Here is a 17,659-nt window from a genome sequence, read left to right on the forward strand (position 1 = left end):
CGCGTCACCGTCATCAAGCCACCGCGCGTCGCCCTCTACCGAATAATTTGGGGCCCAGCAAATTGACCGTCAGACCCAGCATGACAAGCATCCCGCCTGCGCATTGCAGCAGGCTCAGTCTTTCCCCCAACACCAAAGCCGAGGAGCTCAGGCCGACCACAGGCACCAGCAGGGAAAACGGCGCGACCTTGCCTGCCGGGTAGCGAGACAGCAGCTTGCTCCAGCTGATGTAGCCGAAAAGCGTAGCGACGAAGGCCAGGTAAGCCAGCGACAGCACCGAGCGCCAACTCAGGTTGAGCAATGAATGCTCAATGAGCGCCGGCCCCTCCAGCCACAGCGACATCGCGAGAAACGGTAGCGGCGGAACAATCGCACCCCAGACTACCAGGGCAACCAGATCGACGTTGCCGAACCGGCGCGTGATGATATTGCCCAACGCCCACATCGACGCCGCGCACAACACCAGCAACACCGCCAGCAGCGGTGTCGCAGCCCCCGTGCCCATGCCGATAAGGGTCAATCCGCCAGCCGCGATGATTAAGCCCGCCACGCTGTACACGCGTAATTTCTCACCGATGAAGATCGCCGCGAATAGCAGCGTGAAGAACGCCTGCGCCTGCAGCAGCAGGGAGGCCAGCCCCGGTGGCATGCCATGGGCCATGCTCTCGAACAGAAAGGCGAACTGACCGAAAGAAATGGTCGCGCCGTACGCCAGCAGCCAGAACCAGGGCAACTGCGGACGACGGATAAAGAACACGGCAGGAATCGCGACCAGCGTGAACCGCAGCGCGCCGAGCAACATCGGCGGCAGGCCATCCAGCCCGTATTTGATCACGATGAAATTCAAACCCCACGCAATGATGACCAGCAATGCCAGGCAAAGGTCTTTAAACGGCATGGTGTTCCTTAAGAGGGGACTGCAGCGCGCTGCTGAGGATAGGGGCAGGTCGATTGTGCAGGAGCGCACGGATGCGTTCAACCGGGCGGGCATGCACGCAAGGAAACGCATCCTCTCGACGGCTCAAGCCACTATCACTTGAGCCCCGACCTTTGAGCGAATGCGCCGTCAGGCAACGACCTCAGCTGAAGGGAACGCCGAGCTTGACGTCCAGCCGAGATATGTCCGCCGCCTATACTTTAAATTGTCCCATCAATGCTTGTTGGTGGTTGGCCAATTTATTGAGCATCTGGCTCACCTGCGCTGACTCGCCCGCCTGCCGGGAGATGCTTTCAGTCACGTCGCGAATGGCAGCCACGTTACTGTTGATTTCTTCCGCCACCAGACTTTGTTCTTCGGCGGCGCTGGCGATCTGCAGGTTCATGTCGGTAATCATCCCTACCGCTGCACTGATGCGCTTGAGCGCACTCACCGCAAGCTCCACTTGGCGTACGCTGTTCTGCGCCTGTTCATGGCTCGTGCCCATGGTACCGACGACGTCGCGCGTGCCGCTTTGAAGGCCCTCAATCACCTGGCGGATTTCTTCAACCGAATCCTGGGTGCGCTTGGCAAGGCTGCGGACCTCGTCAGCCACCACAGCAAAACCTCGACCGGCATCACCGGCTCGGGCAGCTTCAATGGCCGCGTTGAGTGCCAGAAGGTTTGTCTGATCGGCAATCGAGCGGATCACTTCCAGTACAGAGCCAATCTGTTGGCTGCTGTTGGAAAGACCTTCCACCTCACCCATGGCCACAGTCATCTTGTTCGCCAGCAATTCAATGGCCGTGGTGGTGGTGTCAATGACGGCGAGCCCTTCATGGGTCGCTTCATCGGCACTGCGGGCAGCTTCGGCTGCTTGCGCTGCATTGTGAGCAACATCATGGGCGGTAGCGCTCATTTCCTGAAAAGCGGTGGCCACCTGATCCACTTCACGGAACTGCTGTTGCATTCCGTCACTCGTTTGTTTTGCGATAGCTGCCGACTGGTCAGCGGTGGAACGTGCATCCAGGACGGATAGCTTCACGTCGGCAATGATCGGCTGCAGCTTGTCGAGGAAACGGTTGAACCAGCCAACCAGCTTGCCCAATTCGTCGTCCTTTTTGTAATCCAGGCGGCGAGTAAGGTCCCCTTCTCCGGTAGCGATGTCCTTGAGCATATCCGCCACTTTCAAAATGGGCCGAGTGACGCCGCGGGCGGTCAGCCACATCAGCACCAGACCGGCAATAACGGCCAGCAAGCCCATGCCTAGCGCCATACGGCTGTCGCTGGAGCGACGGTTGTCGAGTTCCGCTTCAAGCTTTCTCGCCGGCGCGGTCAGGATTTCTTCTGGCACTTCGAGCAGCACACTCCAGGGCTTGGAGCCGGGAATGGGTATCAGCGGTTCCAGCACCTGCAGCAGCGCCCCCTGACGCAGCATCTGCGAGCGACCGCTGGCGGTCAGGCTAACGAGCTCAGCAGCTTGGGCACCAAAGCCCGTGCTCAACGGTTTGCCCAGCAAAGAGGCATCGCCGCTATGGGCAGCAAAAAGGCCCATGGGACTGACAATGCTGATATGACCTTGGCCGTCGTACAGCTCGGCATTTGCCTTGTTGCTGATCTCCTGAAGGCTGGCCAGACTAATGTCAGCCCCGACAACACCCACGACCTTGCCATCTACGACAAGCGGAACCGCAATGCTGGTCATCAACGTTTTGACGTCGTCCACTTCATCTACATAGGGATCGAGTACGCAGGTTTTGCCGCTGGCAACAGGGCAGGTGTACCAAAAATTATAGGCAGAGCCATTGCTCATCACGGTGGTGTCAGTGAGTAGTTTTTCCTTCATGGCCTCGGCTTCGAGTGTTCCGTCACTGGATTGTGACCAGTACAGGGCGAAGCGGCCCTTTTCATTACTGCCTAACGTCGGCTGGTTTAAAAACTGCTCGTCCTGCCCGTCAAGACCATTGGCCTCGAAGACCACATACAGTCCCAGCAGATTGGGGTTGCCCTGGAGAGCGTCGTGTATGTGTGAGGAGAGATCGGCACGCACGGATTTGGGGTCGATGCTGTGCTGCCGTGCCTGGGCCATCAGCATTTTTACTTGCCGGGTAAACCCTTCGCTGTACTGGTAAACGTCCATAAAGTAGCGCTGGATGCGCAGGGCTTGAGTCTCGCCGCGAGCAGCCATGCGTTTCTGCGCGGACTCCTGGAGCATGGCGGTGCTGGAAGCCTGGACAATCCGGGCACTGCTTCGCGACTGATACAGCGAAGCGCCGACCAGCAGCGTAACGATGAACAACAGACAAAGGGCTGCGAGCAGCGTGATTTTCCACTGAATAGAGAAGCGATTGAACATGGGTGTGCCTTGGATGCGTCGAACGTGCCACTTATATCGGCGCAGCCGTTCGTTACCTGAATTCAAGGCTCCCCTGCGTCAACGTCTTGAACGGCGGCGGCCAGCGGCAGTCATCATCGCGCACCAAACCCCGGAAACGAAAAAGCCCCGCATATGCAGGGCTTTTTACTGTGTTTGGCGGGGAACTAGGGATTCGAACCCTAGAAACGCTATTAACGTTCGCCGGTTTTCAAGACCGGTGCATTCAACCACTCTGCCAATTCCCCGAAGCATTTGGCGTCGAAGGTTTTTCACCCCTCCGGCGCTTTGCGGGCGCCATAATACCGTAATGAAACAAGCTGTCAAACTCTCCGGCTAGCGCGCTGCCTCGCCTCTGTTATGATCTTTGCAACTTGAGGTTTCAAACCCTTCGTTTTCACCACCAGGAGTAGCGCCATGCGCGAACAGGATTACGCAGTCAACAACCGCGTGCAGGTCGAGCAGCTAGAGGTTAGCCGCGTCCTGCGCAACACTTACGGCCTTCTGGCCCTTACCCTCGCCTTCAGCGGCGTCATGGCGTTCGTTGCACAACAGATGCACGTGCGTTACCCGAACGTCTTCGTTGTGCTGATCGGCTTCTACGGTCTGTTCTTCCTCACCAACAAATTGCGCGACTCGGCGTGGGGTCTGGTTTCGGCGTTCGCGCTGACGGGCTTCATGGGGTTCATCCTCGGCCCGATCCTCAACCGTTATATCGGCATGCAGGGCGGCGCTGAAGTCGTTGCTTCCGCGTTCGCGATGACGGCACTGGTCTTCGGTGGTCTGTCGGCCTATGTGCTGATCACGCGCAAGGACATGAGCTTCCTCGGCGGCTTCATCACCGCAGGCTTCTTCGTATTGCTCGGCGCCGTGGTGGCCAGCATGTTCTTCCAGATCAGCGGCCTGCAACTGGCGATCAGCGCCGGCTTCGTGCTGTTCTCGTCGGTCTGCATTCTGTTCCAGACCAGCGCGATCATTCAGGGCGGTGAGCGCAACTACATCATGGCGACCATCAGCCTGTATGTGTCGATCTACAACCTGTTCATCAGCCTGTTGCAGATCTTCGGCATCATGGGCAGCAAAGACTGATCAGTTTGCCCGCTTCAACAAAAAGCCCGCTTCGGCGGGCTTTTTGCTGTCCGGCGTTCGTGAATTCTTTATCATTGCGCCCATGTTCCCCGTCAGCGCCCCACCGAGCCGCCCATGAAGTTCGCCATCGCCCTGCATTCGCCCGCCCACGCGCCCTCCTCCCGACGGGCGTTGCTGTTCGCCAAAGCCGCGTTGGCCCAGGGCCATGAAATCGTGCGCCTGTTCTTCTATCAGGACGGCGTGCACAGCGCGTCCGGCAATGTGGTGTCGCCCCAGGACGAGTTGGACACCGCCGCGCAATGGCGTGATTTCGTCACCACCCACCAGCTGGACGGCGTGGTCTGCATTGCAGCGGCCCTGCGCCGGGGTGTGTTGAATGCCGAGGAAGCTGAGCGTTATTCAAGACCTGCGGCGAACCTGCCGGCACCCTGGGAGTTGTCGGGGCTGGGTCAGTTGCATGACGCGGTCCAGGCGGCCGATCGCTTGATCTGCTTTGGAGGGCCGTAACGTGGCGAAGTCGTTATTGATCATCAGCCGTCAGGCGCCCTGGTCAGGTCCGGATGCCCGCGAGGCATTGGACATTGCCCTGGCCGGCGGCGCGTTCGATCTGCCGGTGGCCATGCTGTTCATGGACGACGGCGTATTTCAGTTGGCGACGGCGCAGAACGCCAGCCAGGTGCAGCAGAAAGACCTGACCGCCAACCTTCAGGCGTTGTCGATGTTCGGTGTGGAAGAGCTGTTCGCCTGCAGCACCAGCCTGAATGAGCGAGGGATGCAGCCGTCCGGGTTGAGTGTCGAGCCACTCGAGGTGCTGGATGACACGCAAATCGCCGCGCTCATTGACCGTTACGACCAGGTGATCACGATCTGATGGCTACCCTGCACGTACTCTCTCACTCCCCGTTCACCGACTCACGCCTGAGCAGTTGCCTGCGCGTGCTCGGCAGCGAAGACGCAATCCTTTTGTGCGGCGACGCGACCTATGCGTTGCGCGCAGACACCGCCACCGCCCAGACACTGAGCGCGAAAACCGGCGGCCTGAAGCTGTTCGTGCTCGATGAAGACGCCACCGCTCGACACATCGCGCTGCCTGACTGGGCCGAAGGCGTCGACTACGCCGGCTTCGTTGCGCTCTCGGTGCACTACGACAAGGTCAACACGTGGCTATGAAACAGCTCATCGTCGACGGACGCAGCATCGCGCTCGACAAAGACGGCTATCTCGACGACCTGCACGACTGGTCCAGCGAAGTCGCTGAAGCCCTGGCCGTTGAGGCAGACATCGTCCTCACGCCCGATCACTGGGAAATCCTCGAATTGCTGCGGGCGTTCTATGCAGAATTTCAGCTGTCCCCGGCCACACGGCCGCTGGTCAAGTACACCGCGCTGAAACTGGGCGCCGACAAAGGCAACAGTTTGCACCTGAATCGTCTGTTCAACGGCACTCCCGCCAAACTTGCCGCCAAGCTGGCGGGCCTGCCAAAGCCGACCAATTGTCTATGACCGACTTCACTTCCCTCGTCACCGAAACCCCTGCCGAGCATCCCTTCGCGCCCTTCGTTCGTATTCTCGGCAAGGGCAAGCGTGGTGCGCGCAACATGACCCGCACCGAAGCCCGGGAAGCCATGGGCATGGTGCTCGATGAAAAAGTCGAAGACACCCAGCTCGGCGCTTTCCTGATGCTGCTGCGACACAAGGAAGAGAGCCCGGATGAGCTCGCGGGCTTCACCGAAGCAGTGCGCGAGCGTCTGCATGCGCCGGAACTGACGGTCGATATCGACTGGCCGACCTACGCCGGCAAAAAGCGCCATCTGCCGTGGTACCTGCTGGCGGCCAAGTGCCTCGCACAGAATGGCGTGCGCGTACTGATGCACGGCGGCGGCGCTCACACCGCCGGTCGCCTGTACAGCGAGCAGTTGCTGGGCCTGTTGGGGATTCCGCTGTGCCGCAACTGGCAGGCGGTGGGTGAAGCGCTGGAGCAACACAATATTGCGTTCTTCCCCCTTGGTGACTGGGCGCCGCAGCTACAGCGCATGATCGATCTGCGCAACACGCTGGGTTTGCGCTCGCCGATCCACTCGCTGGCGCGCATTCTCAATCCACTGGGCGCCCGCTGCGGGCTGCAGAGTATTTTCCATCCTGGGTATCAGGGCGTGCACCGCGACGCCAGCAGCCTGCTCGGCGACCACGCCATCGTGATCAAGGGCGACGGTGGTGAAGTCGAGATCAATCCCGACACCATCAGCCACTTGTACGGCACCACCGATGGCCAGCCGTGGGATGAGGAATGGCCGGCATTGTCGGACCGTCGCCACGTGAAGCCGGCGACCTTGGACCCGCAGCATCTGGTCGCGATCTGGAAAGGCGACATCGAGGACAGTTACCCGCAACTGGCGCTGATCGCAACCATGGCGCTGGCACTGCGGGGCCTCGGGTTGACGCGGGCTGAAGCCTTCGCCCAGGCGGAGCAGTATTGGGCAAACCGCAACAGATCGATTTAGCCGATAGCTACCGCCCAGTCTTTGCGTTATTCGTTCGAACGATTGCCTTTAGACTGATCTCCAACGTACTTCGGTACAGCTCAATTTGGAGTCAGACATGGGCCTTCTCGTTGAAGGACGCTGGCAAGACCAGTGGTACGAAAGCAGCAAAGACGGCGCTTTTCAGCGCGAGCAGGCCAAGCGCCGGAACTGGGTAACCTGCGATGGTCAGCCCGGCCCATCCGGTGAAGGCGGCTTCAAGGCGGAGGCCGGTCGCTACCATTTGTACGTTTCGCTGGCCTGCCCGTGGGCCCATCGCACGCTGATCGTCCGTAAGCTCAAAGGGCTGGAAAGTCTGATCGACGTTTCCGTGGTCAGTTGGCTGATGCGCGAAAACGGCTGGACGTTCGACAAGCAGGCCGGCTCCACCGGCGATGCGCTGGATGGCCATACCTTCATGTACCAGCGCTACCTCACCGACACCGCCGATTACACCGGTCGGGTCACCGTGCCGGTGCTGTGGGACAAGCAGCTGAATCGCATCGTCAGCAATGAGTCGTCGGAAATCATCCGGATGTTCAACTCGGCATTCGATGACCTGACCGGCAATCACCTGGATCTGTACCCAGAGTCGCTGCGCAACGAGATCGACCGGCTGAACGACCGTATTTACCCGGCCGTGAACAACGGTGTCTATCGCGCCGGATTCGCCACGTCACAAGGTGCTTACGAAGAGGCCTTCGATGAAGTGTTTGCCGAGCTGGATGCGCTGGAAACACTGCTCGGCGAGAAACGCTACCTGGCGGGTGAATACCTGACCGAAGCGGACGTGCGCCTGTTTACCACGCTGATTCGCTTTGACGCGGTGTATCACGGGCACTTCAAGTGCAACCTGCGGCCCATCGCCGACTACCCGAACCTGAGCAACTGGGTGCGCGAAATGTATCAGCTGCGGGGTGTGGCGGAGACGGTGGATTTTGTACACATCAAGCATCACTACTACGGCAGCCATGCCACCATCAACCCGACCGGCGTCGTGCCAAAAGGGCCACAGCAGGATTTCAGCGGCGAGCATGATCGCGGGCGTTTGAGCGGGAAAGGGATCTTGCAGAACGGTTGAAGGCGTGAAAGCCACTCGATCATTCACCGCAAAATCACTGTAGGAGCGCGCTTGCCCGCGATTGCGGAGGATCAGCTACGGATGTGGCGCTGATCCACCGCGTTCGCCAGCAAGCCGGCTCCTACGGATTTTGCGCCCGACGTGGGCCCTCGGCGGACGTACGTGTTTGGCGTCCGACCGCGATTGATTACTTACCGCCAACAGACTGGGGCGAGATCAGACGGTCGCCTGAGCGCCTTCGAACCACGCCAGTTTCTCCCGCAGTTTCACCACTTCCCCCACAATAACCAGCGTCGGCGCATGAACTTCATGCTCCGCGACCAGTTGCGGCAGATTGGCCAGCGTGCCGGTGAAGACGCGCTGATTGACGGTGGTGCCCTGCTGGATCAGCGCAGCCGGGGTATCGGCAGAGCGACCGTGCTTGATCAACTGCTCACAAATGACCGGCAGTCCGATCAGGCCCATGTAGAGCACCAGGGTTTGCGATGGCGACACCAGGTCTTTCCACGGCAAGTCGGTAGAGCCGTTCTTCAGGTGGCCCGTCACGAAACGCACGGACTGCGCGTGATCGCGGTGGGTCAGCGGAATCCCCGCATACGCCGCACAGCCACTGGCTGCGGTGATGCCAGGCACGACCTGGAAAGGAATACCGTGGGCCGCCAGCTCTTCGATTTCCTCACCGCCACGGCCGAAGATGAACGGATCGCCGCCCTTGAGCCGCACCACGCGTTTGCCCTGCTTGGCCAGGTCCACCAACTGCTGGTTGATCTGGTCCTGAGGCAAAGCGTGATCGGCGCGCTGCTTGCCAACGTAGACCCGGTCGGCGTCGCGGCGGCACAAGTCAAGAATCGCCGGTGCAACCAAGCGGTCGTAAAGCACCACGTCAGCCTGCTGCATCAGACGCAGTGCGCGAAAGGTCAGCAGATCAGGATCGCCCGGCCCCGCGCCCACGAGGTACACCTCACCGGTCGTGGGCGGCGCATCGCCGTCGATCTTCGCTCGCAGCAACCGCTCGGCTTCGGCGCCCTGTCCGGCCAGCTGCCGGTCAGCGATGGGCCCCTGGAATACATCCTCCCAGAACGCCCGACGCTGCTGAACGTTGGGAAACAGTCCTTTCACCTGATGACGAAAGCGTGCGGCCAAACCGGCCAGATGCCCGTAAGTCGGTGGAATCCAGGTTTCCAGCTTGGCGCGGATCAGACGTGCCAGCACCGGAGCATCGCCACCGCTGGACACCGCAATCACCAGCGGCGACCGGTCGACGATCGCCGGGAAGATCACGCTGCACAGCGCAGGCGCATCCACCACGTTGACCGGCACGCCGCGCTGGCGTGCATCGGCAGACACCTGCGCATTGAGCGGTTCGTCGTCGGTGGCAGCGATGATCAGCACGCAGCCGTTGAGGTCCGACTCTGTGTAGCCGCGCAGAATCTGTTCCCCGCCGCTGCGCTCGATCAGCTCGCGCACTTCCGCTCCGATCTCGGGGGCAACCACGCGCAGCACCGCCCCGGCCTCAGCCAGCAGGCGAGACTTGCGCAGGGCAATCTCGCCGCCGCCGACCACCAGCACTTGAGCGCCCCGAAGGTTATGGAACAGCGGCAGAAATTCCATTTAGCCGATCACCTCGATGCCGCCCATCCAGGGCTTGAGGACTTCCGGCACGCGGATCGAGCCATCGGCCTGCTGGTAGTTTTCCAGCACCGCCACCAACGTGCGACCAACCGCGAGGCCCGAACCGTTGAGCGTGTGAACCAGTTCCGGCTTGCCGGTTTCCGGGTTGCGCCAGCGCGCCTGCATGCGACGCGCCTGGAAATCGCCGCAGTTGGAGCACGACGAGATTTCACGGTATTTGTCCTGGCTCGGAATCCACACTTCCAGGTCATAGGTCTTGACCGCACTGAAACCCATGTCGCCGGTGCACAGCGCCAGTACGCGGTACGGCAATTCGAGCAACTGCAGAACGCGCTCGGCGTGACCGGTCAGGCTCTCCAGCGCTTCCATGGATTTCTCCGGCTCGACGATCTGCACCATCTCGACCTTGTCGAACTGGTGCTGACGGATCATGCCGCGGGTATCGCGGCCCGACGCGCCGGCTTCGCTGCGGAAGCACGGGGTGTGGGCGACGAACTTCAATGGCAGCTGTTTAGGATCGAGGATTTCGCCGGAGACGATGTTGGTCAGCGACACTTCGGCGGTGGGGATCAGGTACAGATCGGCTTCGCCTTCGCGGGAAATCTTGAACAGGTCTTCTTCGAATTTCGGCAGCTGGCCGGTGCCCTGCAACGCAGGCGCCTGGACCAGATACGGCGTGTAAGTCTCTTCGTAACCATGCTCATTGATGTGCAGCGTGATCATGAACTGCGCCAGCGCACGGTGCAGGCGCGCAATCGGGCCACGCAACAGGGCGAAACGGGCACCGGACAGCTTGGCGGCGGTTTCGAAGTCCAGCCAGCCGAACTTCTCGCCCAACGCAACGTGGTCCTGAACCGCGAAGTCAAACGACGCCGGCGTGCCCCAGGTGCGCACTTCAACGTTCTGTTCTTCGTCAGCGCCCACCGGGACCGATTCGTGGGGCAGGTTCGGCATGCTCAGCGCCATGGCATCGAGCTCGGACTGAATGGCATCCAGCTCTTTCTTGCCGGTGCTCAGCTCTTCGGCCATGCGATCGATGTCGGCCATCAGCGGCGCGATGTCTTCACCGCGCTGCTTGGCCTGACCGATGGATTTGGAACGGGCGTTACGCTCGGCCTGAAGCTGTTCGGTGCGGGTCTGCACCGTCTTGCGCTGGGCTTCCAGCGCTTCGATGCGGGCCACGTCCAGTGTGAAGCCACGGGAAGCCAGGCGATCCGCTACGTCCTGAAGTTGGGTACGTAACAGTTTGGAGTCGAGCATATCGGTCTCTCGTATATTAAATTCGGGTCAAAGACAGGCCAGCCCATGTCGCGAGCAGCCCGCCCAGTACGCTGATGAGGGCGTAGCCAATGGCCAGAGGAGCCTGGCCGCTTTCAAGCAGACGAATCGTGTCCAGTGAGAAAGACGAAAACGTCGTCAAACCACCGAGGAATCCCACCATCAATCCGGCGCGCAACTCGATCGGGACCTCAGGGCGAATCAAAAAAAGCCCGTAGAGCAGACCGATCAGCAGGCAGCCCACCAGGTTCACCGCCAATGTCGCCGTGTAGAAATAGCGCGGCCAGTTCGCAGCCACCACGTTAGCCGTAGCGAAACGCAGTAATGTACCAGCGACGCCACCGGCGGACACGGCAAGAATCAACTGAATCACTATTTTCTCCGTTGACGAGGGCTGGCGCGGTCAAGCGCCGACAGGTGTTTGAGCTTTTCGCCGATCTTCAGCTCAAGCCCACGAGGGACCGGCTGGTAATACTGGCGCGGCTCGAGTTCGTCGGGAAAGTAATCCTCACCCGCTGCGTAGGCATCCGGCTCGTCGTGGGCGTAGCGGTATTCTTCGCCGTAGCCCAGCTGCTTCATCAGCTTGGTCGGCGCGTTGCGCAGGTGCAGCGGGACCTCAAGCGAGCCGTGCTCGGTGGCTTCGCGCATGGCCATTTTAAAACCCATGTACACGGCGTTGCTCTTCGGCGCGCAAGCCAGATACACGATGGCCTGGGCCACGGCCAACTCGCCTTCCGGGCTGCCGAGGCGTTCCTGCACATCCCACGCCGACATGCACAGCGGCAAGGCGCGTGGATCGGCGTTACCGATGTCTTCGCTGGCCATGCGCACCACGCGCCGCGCCAGATACAACGGGTCGCAGCCGCCGTCGATCATCCGCGCGAACCAGTACAGCGCAGCGTCTGGATTGGAGCCGCGAATGGATTTGTGCAGCGCGGAAATCTGGTCGTAGAACGCTTCGCCGCCCTTGTCGAAGCGACGGCGGCTGTCACCGAGCAGGCTTTGCAGCAACTCGGGATCGATTTCGCTGCCGTCTTCCGCCAGGTCCGAGGCGTTCTCCAGCAGATTGAGCATCCGCCGACCATCGCCATCCGCTGCGGCCAGAAGCGTCTTGAACGCCTCGTCACCCAGGGTCAGATGCCGATTGCCCAGCCCGCGCTCTTCGTTCAGCGCGCGGTTGACCAACTGACGCAGCGCTCCTTCGTCCAGGCTCTTGAGCACGTAGACACGGGCGCGGGAGAGCAGCGCGTTGTTGAGCTCGAAAGAAGGGTTTTCGGTGGTGGCGCCGATGAAGATCAGCGTGCCATCTTCGACGTAGGGCAGAAACGCATCCTGCTGCGACTTGTTGAAGCGGTGTACTTCGTCGACGAACAGAATGGTGCGGCGGCCGTATTGACCCGCCTGTTGCTTGGCGATCTCCACCGCCTGGCGGATCTCTTTGACCCCCGCCAGCACCGCCGACACCGTTTCAAAATGCGCGTCGGAGACTTTTGCCAGCAACCGCGCCAGGGTGGTTTTGCCCACGCCGGGCGGTCCCCAGAAAATCATCGAATGCAGGGCGCCCTGCTCCAGCGCTTCACGCAGCGGCTTGCCGTGGGCAAGCAGGTGCTGCTGGCCGACGTACTCATCCAGATTGGTCGCTCGCAGGCGGGCGGCCAACGGTTGCGCGATCGGTTCGGTGCTGAACAGGTCCATGAAACAGGTGAACCCCTTTTATTCCTGAATGACGTCAGCGCCCTTCGGGATCTGGAACTGGAATTTGCTCGCCGCGACAGGCTCGTTGGCCTTGACGCCGGTGAACAGGATGTTGGTGCGCTGGCCGACGCTGTCGATCAGTTGCATGTCGTTGATCATGCCGTTGCGAAAGGACAGGCGCAGGCTATCGAACAGGGTGTCCTTGGATTTAGGCTTGAGCACGAAGTCGATCACGCCGCCCGCTTCCTTGGCAGTGATGTCGAAGCTTTCGCTGATTTTTGAGACGTCGCCGGACAGCAGCAGCGCCGGGGTCTGGGTCAGACGCTGGTCGAGGGTCTTGATGGTGACCTGCTCCAGGTCAGGGTCCCAGAGGGAAACCTTCTTGCCGTCGGACACCATCAGTTGCTCCTGCGGCGCGTCGGTATGCCAGTAGAACAGGCCCGGGCGCTGCAAGGTCATTTCGCCGGTGGTTTCCTGCAACTGCGTGCCGCCACCGTCGAGGGTGAGCTGGGAGAAGCGCCCGCTCAGGGTTTTCGAGTTTTCCAGCAGTTGGGTCAGACGTGCCACGTCCTTGCTGTCGGCGTGGGCCGATAGAGCGGAAAAAGCCAGTGCAGATACCAACAGCATGCGGATAAGACGCATGGGATTCCTCTTTGAGTGTGGTTGAAGCCGGGCGCCGCCGCGATGGCAACGCCCGGTAACGCGTGACCGGGAAGTGTCAGTCACGCACAGGGGCCGGCGCAATCACTTCACGCGAGCCGTTGGTGTTCATCGGCGTTACGACGCCGGCGTTTTCCATGGTTTCAATCATGCGCGCGGCGCGGTTATAGCCAATCTTCAGCTTGCGCTGTACTGCAGAGATCGACGCACGACGGCTTTCCAGCACGAACTTGACGGCCTCGTCGTACAGCGCATCGCTTTCGCTGTCTTCGCCATCACCGCCGCCGCCACCGCCATCGAAGCCGCTGCCCGGCTCTTCAACGCCGGCCAGAATGTCATCGTTGTAGTTTGGCGTGCCACGCAGCTTCCACGCCTCAACGACGCGGTGAACCTCTTCGTCCGACACGAACGCGCCGTGCACACGAATCGGCAGGCTGGTGCCCGGAGGCATGTAGAGCATGTCGCCGTGACCGAGCAATTGTTCGGCGCCGCCCTGGTCGATGATGGTCCGGGAGTCAATCTTGCTCGACACCTGGAACGCCATGCGCGTCGGGATGTTCGCCTTGATCAGGCCGGTGATCACGTCCACCGAAGGTCGCTGGGTCGCAAGAATCAGGTGGATACCTGCCGCACGGGCCTTCTGGGCAATACGGGCGATGAGTTCTTCGACCTTCTTGCCGACGATCATCATCATGTCGGCGAATTCGTCGACCACCACAACGATGGTCGGCAACTTGGTCAGCAGCGGCGCTTCATCGTGAATGCTTTCACGGTGGTACAGCGGATCGGACAGCGGCGTGCCGGCCTCCTCTGCTTCACGCACCTTCTGGTTGAAGCCAGACAGGTTACGCACGCCCATCTTGGCCATCAGCTTGTAGCGGCGTTCCATTTCAGCCACCGACCAGCGCAGGGCATTGGCGGCGTCCTTCATGTCAGTGACCACGGGGCACAGCAAATGCGGGATGCCTTCGTAGATCGACAGCTCGAGCATTTTCGGGTCGATCATGATCAGCTTGGCGTCTTCCGGACCGGACTTGAACAGGATCGACAGGATCATGGCGTTCACGCCCACCGACTTACCGGAACCGGTAGTACCGGCCACCAGCAGGTGCGGCATCTTGGCGAGGTCGGTGATAACCGGCTTGCCGCCGATGTCGTGACCCAGCGCCAGGGTGACCGGCGATTTCGCGTCGTCGTATTCCGGCGTCGAGAGGACCTCGGAGAAGCGCACGATCTGGCGATCCTCGTTGGGGATCTCGATACCGACGGTGGTCTTGCCGGGAATGACCTCGACCACACGGACACTGGTCACTGCCAGGGAGCGTGCGAGGTCTTTAGCCAGGTTTGAAATGCGGCTGACTTTCACGCCGGCAGCCGGCTGGATTTCGTAACGGGTAATCACCGGCCCTGGATGAATCGAGTCCACGGTGACTTCGACGCCAAACTCCTTGAGCTTGATCTCCAGCAGATGCCCCACCGCCGCCAGCGATTCAGGCGAATAGTTGAGCTGCTTTTTCTCAGCCGGGTCGAGGATCGAGATGGGCGGCAAAGTGCCTTCCACGGCGCTGTCGACGAACAACGGCGCCTGCTTCTCTTTCTGCACGCGCTTGCTCGGCTCGGGCGCGCGTGGCGGTGCCGGGGCGATGACGGCGGGCACGTGCTTCTCACGGGCGACCATGTGCTCAGTCAGCGCCTGCTCGCGCTCGATGAGGCGTTCTTTGGCCTTGGCCTGCTCGCGTCGATCCGGGGCAACCGGAGCGACCACTTCGTCGACACGCATGTCGACTTCACGCAACTGAGCCACCATCTGCTTGCGCTCGTTGCGGGCGGTCCACCAGCGGTTCAATGAGCCGGTGAACAGTTCAATCAGGTCCAGGGTGATCTTGCCGGTGTTGTCCATGACCTTGAACCAGGACAGATCGGTGAACACGGTCAGACCGAACAGAAACAAGGCGATGAACAGCAGCGTGCTGCCCTGAACATTCAGCGCACGCTTGGCCAGATCGCCCAGCACCTCGCCCAGAACGCCGCCGGCCGAACCCGGCAGGCCCGACGCCGAATGAAAGTGCAAATGCGCCAGGGAAGCACCCGCCAGCACGAGAAACACCAGACCGATCATGCGCCAGGAAAACAGCCAGCCGCTCCATTGCCACGGCTCATGGCGCTGGCGGAAAACCTGATAGGCCTTGACCCCCAGCAGCAACGGGAAGATGTAGGCGAAGTAGCCGAGGATCATGAACAGGATGTCGGCGGAGTAAGCGCCGGCAAGGCCTGCGGCGTTCTGTACCTGGGCCGAACTGCTCGTGTGACTCCAGCCCGGATCGCCCTGGTCGTAGGTCAGCAGCGCCATGATCAGATACAGACACAGCGCGCCAAACGCGATCAGTGCACCTTCCTTGAGCCGGTAGTGCAGGTGTTGCCGCCAGAGCGGAACGGGGGTGGGTGCTATGGTGGATTTCTTCAAAACGCTTAAATTCCTGCGCGCAAGCGCGAACATCTGATGATTGACTGTGTACGACTGCCTGGACGAAATGGCAGTGGCTTTCCCGAACTTCGGCCTGAAAAGCGGCCTGACGATCGTGAAAACCGTGCCTGCGATAACGCACGCTCGACAGGTGACTTGAAATGAGGTTAAACAACATCGGCATTGTACGGATTTGCGCGCCGCGCGCTAGGCTAGTCTGGCGCGCAGCTTGCAGATGTTCAAGCTTCGCAGGCCGCTGACAAGATGAACACGCATTTTCTTTGCTGACAAAGACTTATAGGGTGTTCTTCCTTCCCTCTTGAACTGTCAAAAGGCCATGCCTGGATGAAGAAACCTTGTGGTCCAACATCCAGGCGCGATCAAGCGGCTTGTGACCCCGTCTGCAATAGAGAGTTGCAGCACGCAGCTGCAAGCCTGCGCTGACTCCCCTCCCCTCTCGTAAAGTCTGGATGCCATGCTGACCTGGTTACAACGCGACACCCTTGATTTCCCCCCGCTGGAAAAAGCCATGCGCGAGCCCAACGGACTGTTGGCCGGCGGCGGCGATCTGTCCGCCGATCGCCTGATCGCTGCGTACCGCCATGGCTGTTTCCCCTGGTATCAGCAAGGCCAGCCGATTCTCTGGTGGTCGCCGGACCCGCGTACCGTGCTGTTTCCGGATGAGCTTCATGTATCGCGCAGTCTGAGCAAGCTGCTGCGCCAGGGGCGTTACCGGGTCACCTTCGACCAGGATTTCGCGGCGGTCATTCAAGCGTGCGCCGAACCACGGGCCTACGCCGACGGCACGTGGATCACCGGCTCCATGCAGGCGGCTTACATTGAACTGCACGCGCGCGGCTTCGCCCACAGCGTCGAAGTCTGGGACGGCGATGCACTGGTAGGCGGTCTGTACGGCTTGGCGATGGGTCAGCTGTTTTTCGGCGAATCAATGTTCAGCCGCGCCGACAACGCCTCCAAGGTCGGCTTCGCAACGTTGGTCGAATACTTGAAAGAATCAGGTTTTGTTCTGATTGATTGCCAAATGCCTACTGATCACCTGCTAAGCCTTGGCGCGCGCTCGATTGCGCGCCAGACGTTCGCCGACTATCTGCATAAACACCTCGACGCGAGCAATTCCAGCGACTGGGCGCCTAGGCGAGTTTGATTGGGCTGGCTTACACTCACATCTAAAGTTTTTCTCGAGGGTTGATCATGACCGAGCTGGCGCGGCTGAAGTTTTATGCCACTCAACCCCACTCCTGTAGCTACCTGCCCGAGGAACAAGCCACCACGCTGTTTCTCGACCCCAGCCAGCCGATGGACGTCCAGGTCTATGCCGATCTCTCGGACATGGGGTTTCGCCGCAGTGGCGATCATCTTTACCGTCCGCACTGCCAGAACTGCAGCGCCTGTGTGCCTGCGCGCATTCCTGTCGGACTGTTCGTGCCCGATCGTCAGCAAAAACGTATCTTCAAAAGGAACGCCGACCTCGAAGTGACGAGCACCAAGCCGCATTTCAGCGAGGAATACTTCGATCTGTATCAGCGCTACATTGAGCAGCGCCATGCCGATGGCGATATGTTTCCCCCGAGCCGCGACCAGTTTTCCACCTTTCTGGTCCGCGACCTGCCGTTTTCGCGTTTTTACGAATTCCGCCTGGAAGGCCGGCTGCTCGCCGTGGCCGTCACCGACCTGCTGCCCAACGGGCTTTCGGCCGTCTACACGTTCTACGAGCCATCGGAAGAGCGTCGCAGCCTCGGGCGGTACGCGATTCTCTGGCAGATCGCCGAAGCCGCACGCATGCAATTGCATGCGGTGTACCTCGGCTACTGGATAAAGAACTGCAAAAAGATGAATTACAAGACCCAATATCGCCCCATCGAACTGCTCACCAATCAAAGATGGGTCACTCTTTACTGAAGCCCTTGGCTTAAACCTCAATTTTCGGGCAC

General features: G+C 60.5%; 16 protein-coding genes, 1 tRNA gene and 2 pseudogenes. 9 read left to right on the forward strand and 10 right to left on the reverse strand.

Annotated elements, in window-relative coordinates:
* Positions 1 to 13: 13 nt before the first annotated feature.
* The 4 genes and pseudogenes from ACYAR8_RS12835 to ACYAR8_RS12850 form a co-directional block, all read right to left on the reverse strand.
* On the reverse strand, positions 14 to 898 hold the full coding sequence (locus ACYAR8_RS12835; protein ID WP_463580084.1) for an EamA family transporter: 885 nt from the start codon (positions 896 to 898) through the stop codon (positions 14 to 16).
* 232 nt (positions 899 to 1,130) lie between these two features.
* A pseudogene (locus ACYAR8_RS12840) lies at positions 1,131 to 1,652 on the reverse strand (methyl-accepting chemotaxis protein); the annotation flags it as partial.
* A 384-nt stretch (positions 1,653 to 2,036) separates the two neighbouring features.
* Positions 2,037 to 3,272: pseudogene (locus ACYAR8_RS12845) on the reverse strand (methyl-accepting chemotaxis protein); the annotation flags it as partial.
* Between the two features lie 175 nt (positions 3,273 to 3,447).
* A tRNA-Ser gene (locus tag ACYAR8_RS12850) sits at positions 3,448 to 3,538 on the reverse strand.
* 169 nt (positions 3,539 to 3,707) lie between these two features.
* Between ACYAR8_RS12850 and ACYAR8_RS12855 the strand changes: the two genes are divergently transcribed.
* The 7 genes from ACYAR8_RS12855 (at position 3,708) to ACYAR8_RS12885 (ending at position 7,978) form a co-directional block, all read left to right on the forward strand.
* Positions 3,708 to 4,379: a Bax inhibitor-1/YccA family protein gene (locus ACYAR8_RS12855; protein WP_265386493.1), complete on the forward strand. Its 672-nt coding sequence runs from the start codon at positions 3,708 to 3,710 to the stop codon at positions 4,377 to 4,379.
* A 114-nt stretch (positions 4,380 to 4,493) separates the two neighbouring features.
* Positions 4,494 to 4,886 (forward strand): sulfurtransferase complex subunit TusD, encoded by a 393-nt coding sequence (gene tusD / locus ACYAR8_RS12860; RefSeq protein WP_463580085.1) that lies wholly within the window; start codon positions 4,494 to 4,496, stop codon positions 4,884 to 4,886.
* A gap of 1 nt (position 4,887) precedes the next feature.
* Positions 4,888 to 5,250: a sulfurtransferase complex subunit TusC gene (gene tusC, locus ACYAR8_RS12865; RefSeq protein WP_074891971.1), complete on the forward strand. Its 363-nt coding sequence runs from the start codon at positions 4,888 to 4,890 to the stop codon at positions 5,248 to 5,250.
* Entirely contained in the window at positions 5,250 to 5,549 is a 300-nt protein-coding gene (gene tusB / locus ACYAR8_RS12870) for a sulfurtransferase complex subunit TusB (protein WP_074891974.1), read from the forward strand. The genes tusC and tusB overlap by 1 nt, the downstream gene beginning before the upstream one ends.
* Positions 5,546 to 5,881 (forward strand): TusE/DsrC/DsvC family sulfur relay protein, encoded by a 336-nt coding sequence (locus ACYAR8_RS12875; protein ID WP_463580102.1) that lies wholly within the window; start codon positions 5,546 to 5,548, stop codon positions 5,879 to 5,881. Before tusB ends, ACYAR8_RS12875 begins: the two co-directional genes overlap by 4 nt.
* Positions 5,878 to 6,879, forward strand: coding sequence for a glycosyl transferase family protein (locus ACYAR8_RS12880; RefSeq protein WP_463580086.1), 1,002 nt, complete (start codon positions 5,878 to 5,880; stop codon positions 6,877 to 6,879). The genes ACYAR8_RS12875 and ACYAR8_RS12880 overlap by 4 nt, the downstream gene beginning before the upstream one ends.
* 97 nt (positions 6,880 to 6,976) lie before the next feature.
* The gene (locus tag ACYAR8_RS12885) at positions 6,977 to 7,978 is read left to right on the forward strand and encodes a glutathione S-transferase family protein (protein WP_463580087.1); all 1,002 of its coding nucleotides are present in this window, start codon (positions 6,977 to 6,979) and stop codon (positions 7,976 to 7,978) included.
* Positions 7,979 to 8,194: 216 nt separating this feature from the next.
* Here ACYAR8_RS12885 and cysG read toward each other — a convergent pair whose 3' ends face one another.
* The 6 genes from cysG to ACYAR8_RS12915 form a co-directional block, all read right to left on the reverse strand.
* A complete protein-coding gene (gene cysG / locus ACYAR8_RS12890) occupies positions 8,195 to 9,589 on the reverse strand; it encodes a siroheme synthase CysG (protein ID WP_108122825.1) in 1,395 nt (464 codons plus the stop codon).
* Entirely contained in the window at positions 9,590 to 10,870 is a 1,281-nt protein-coding gene (gene serS / locus ACYAR8_RS12895; RefSeq protein ID WP_074891984.1) for a serine--tRNA ligase, read from the reverse strand. It abuts the gene before it with no gap.
* A gap of 16 nt (positions 10,871 to 10,886) precedes the next feature.
* A complete protein-coding gene (crcB, locus tag ACYAR8_RS12900; RefSeq protein ID WP_065989163.1) occupies positions 10,887 to 11,261 on the reverse strand; it encodes a fluoride efflux transporter CrcB in 375 nt (124 codons plus the stop codon).
* Positions 11,261 to 12,583: a replication-associated recombination protein A gene (locus ACYAR8_RS12905; protein WP_074891988.1), complete on the reverse strand. Its 1,323-nt coding sequence runs from the start codon at positions 12,581 to 12,583 to the stop codon at positions 11,261 to 11,263. Before ACYAR8_RS12905 ends, crcB begins: the two co-directional genes overlap by 1 nt.
* Before the next feature lie 18 nt (positions 12,584 to 12,601).
* Positions 12,602 to 13,225: an outer membrane lipoprotein periplasmic chaperone LolA gene (lolA, locus tag ACYAR8_RS12910; protein WP_074891990.1), complete on the reverse strand. Its 624-nt coding sequence runs from the start codon at positions 13,223 to 13,225 to the stop codon at positions 12,602 to 12,604.
* Between the two features lie 76 nt (positions 13,226 to 13,301).
* Positions 13,302 to 15,740, reverse strand: a complete 2,439-nt coding sequence (locus tag ACYAR8_RS12915; protein WP_463580088.1) for a DNA translocase FtsK — start codon at positions 15,738 to 15,740, stop codon at positions 13,302 to 13,304.
* Positions 15,741 to 16,182: 442 nt separating this feature from the next.
* On the opposite strand from ACYAR8_RS12915, the gene aat reads away from it, so the two are divergent.
* Entirely contained in the window at positions 16,183 to 16,872 is a 690-nt protein-coding gene (gene aat / locus ACYAR8_RS12920) for a leucyl/phenylalanyl-tRNA--protein transferase (RefSeq protein WP_463580089.1), read from the forward strand.
* 47 nt (positions 16,873 to 16,919) lie between these two features.
* The gene (locus tag ACYAR8_RS12925; protein ID WP_065989154.1) at positions 16,920 to 17,627 is read left to right on the forward strand and encodes an arginyltransferase; all 708 of its coding nucleotides are present in this window, start codon (positions 16,920 to 16,922) and stop codon (positions 17,625 to 17,627) included.
* Positions 17,628 to 17,659: the final 32 nt, after the last annotated feature.

The sequence above is a fragment of the Pseudomonas sp. HP_01 genome, assembly GCF_055284355.1.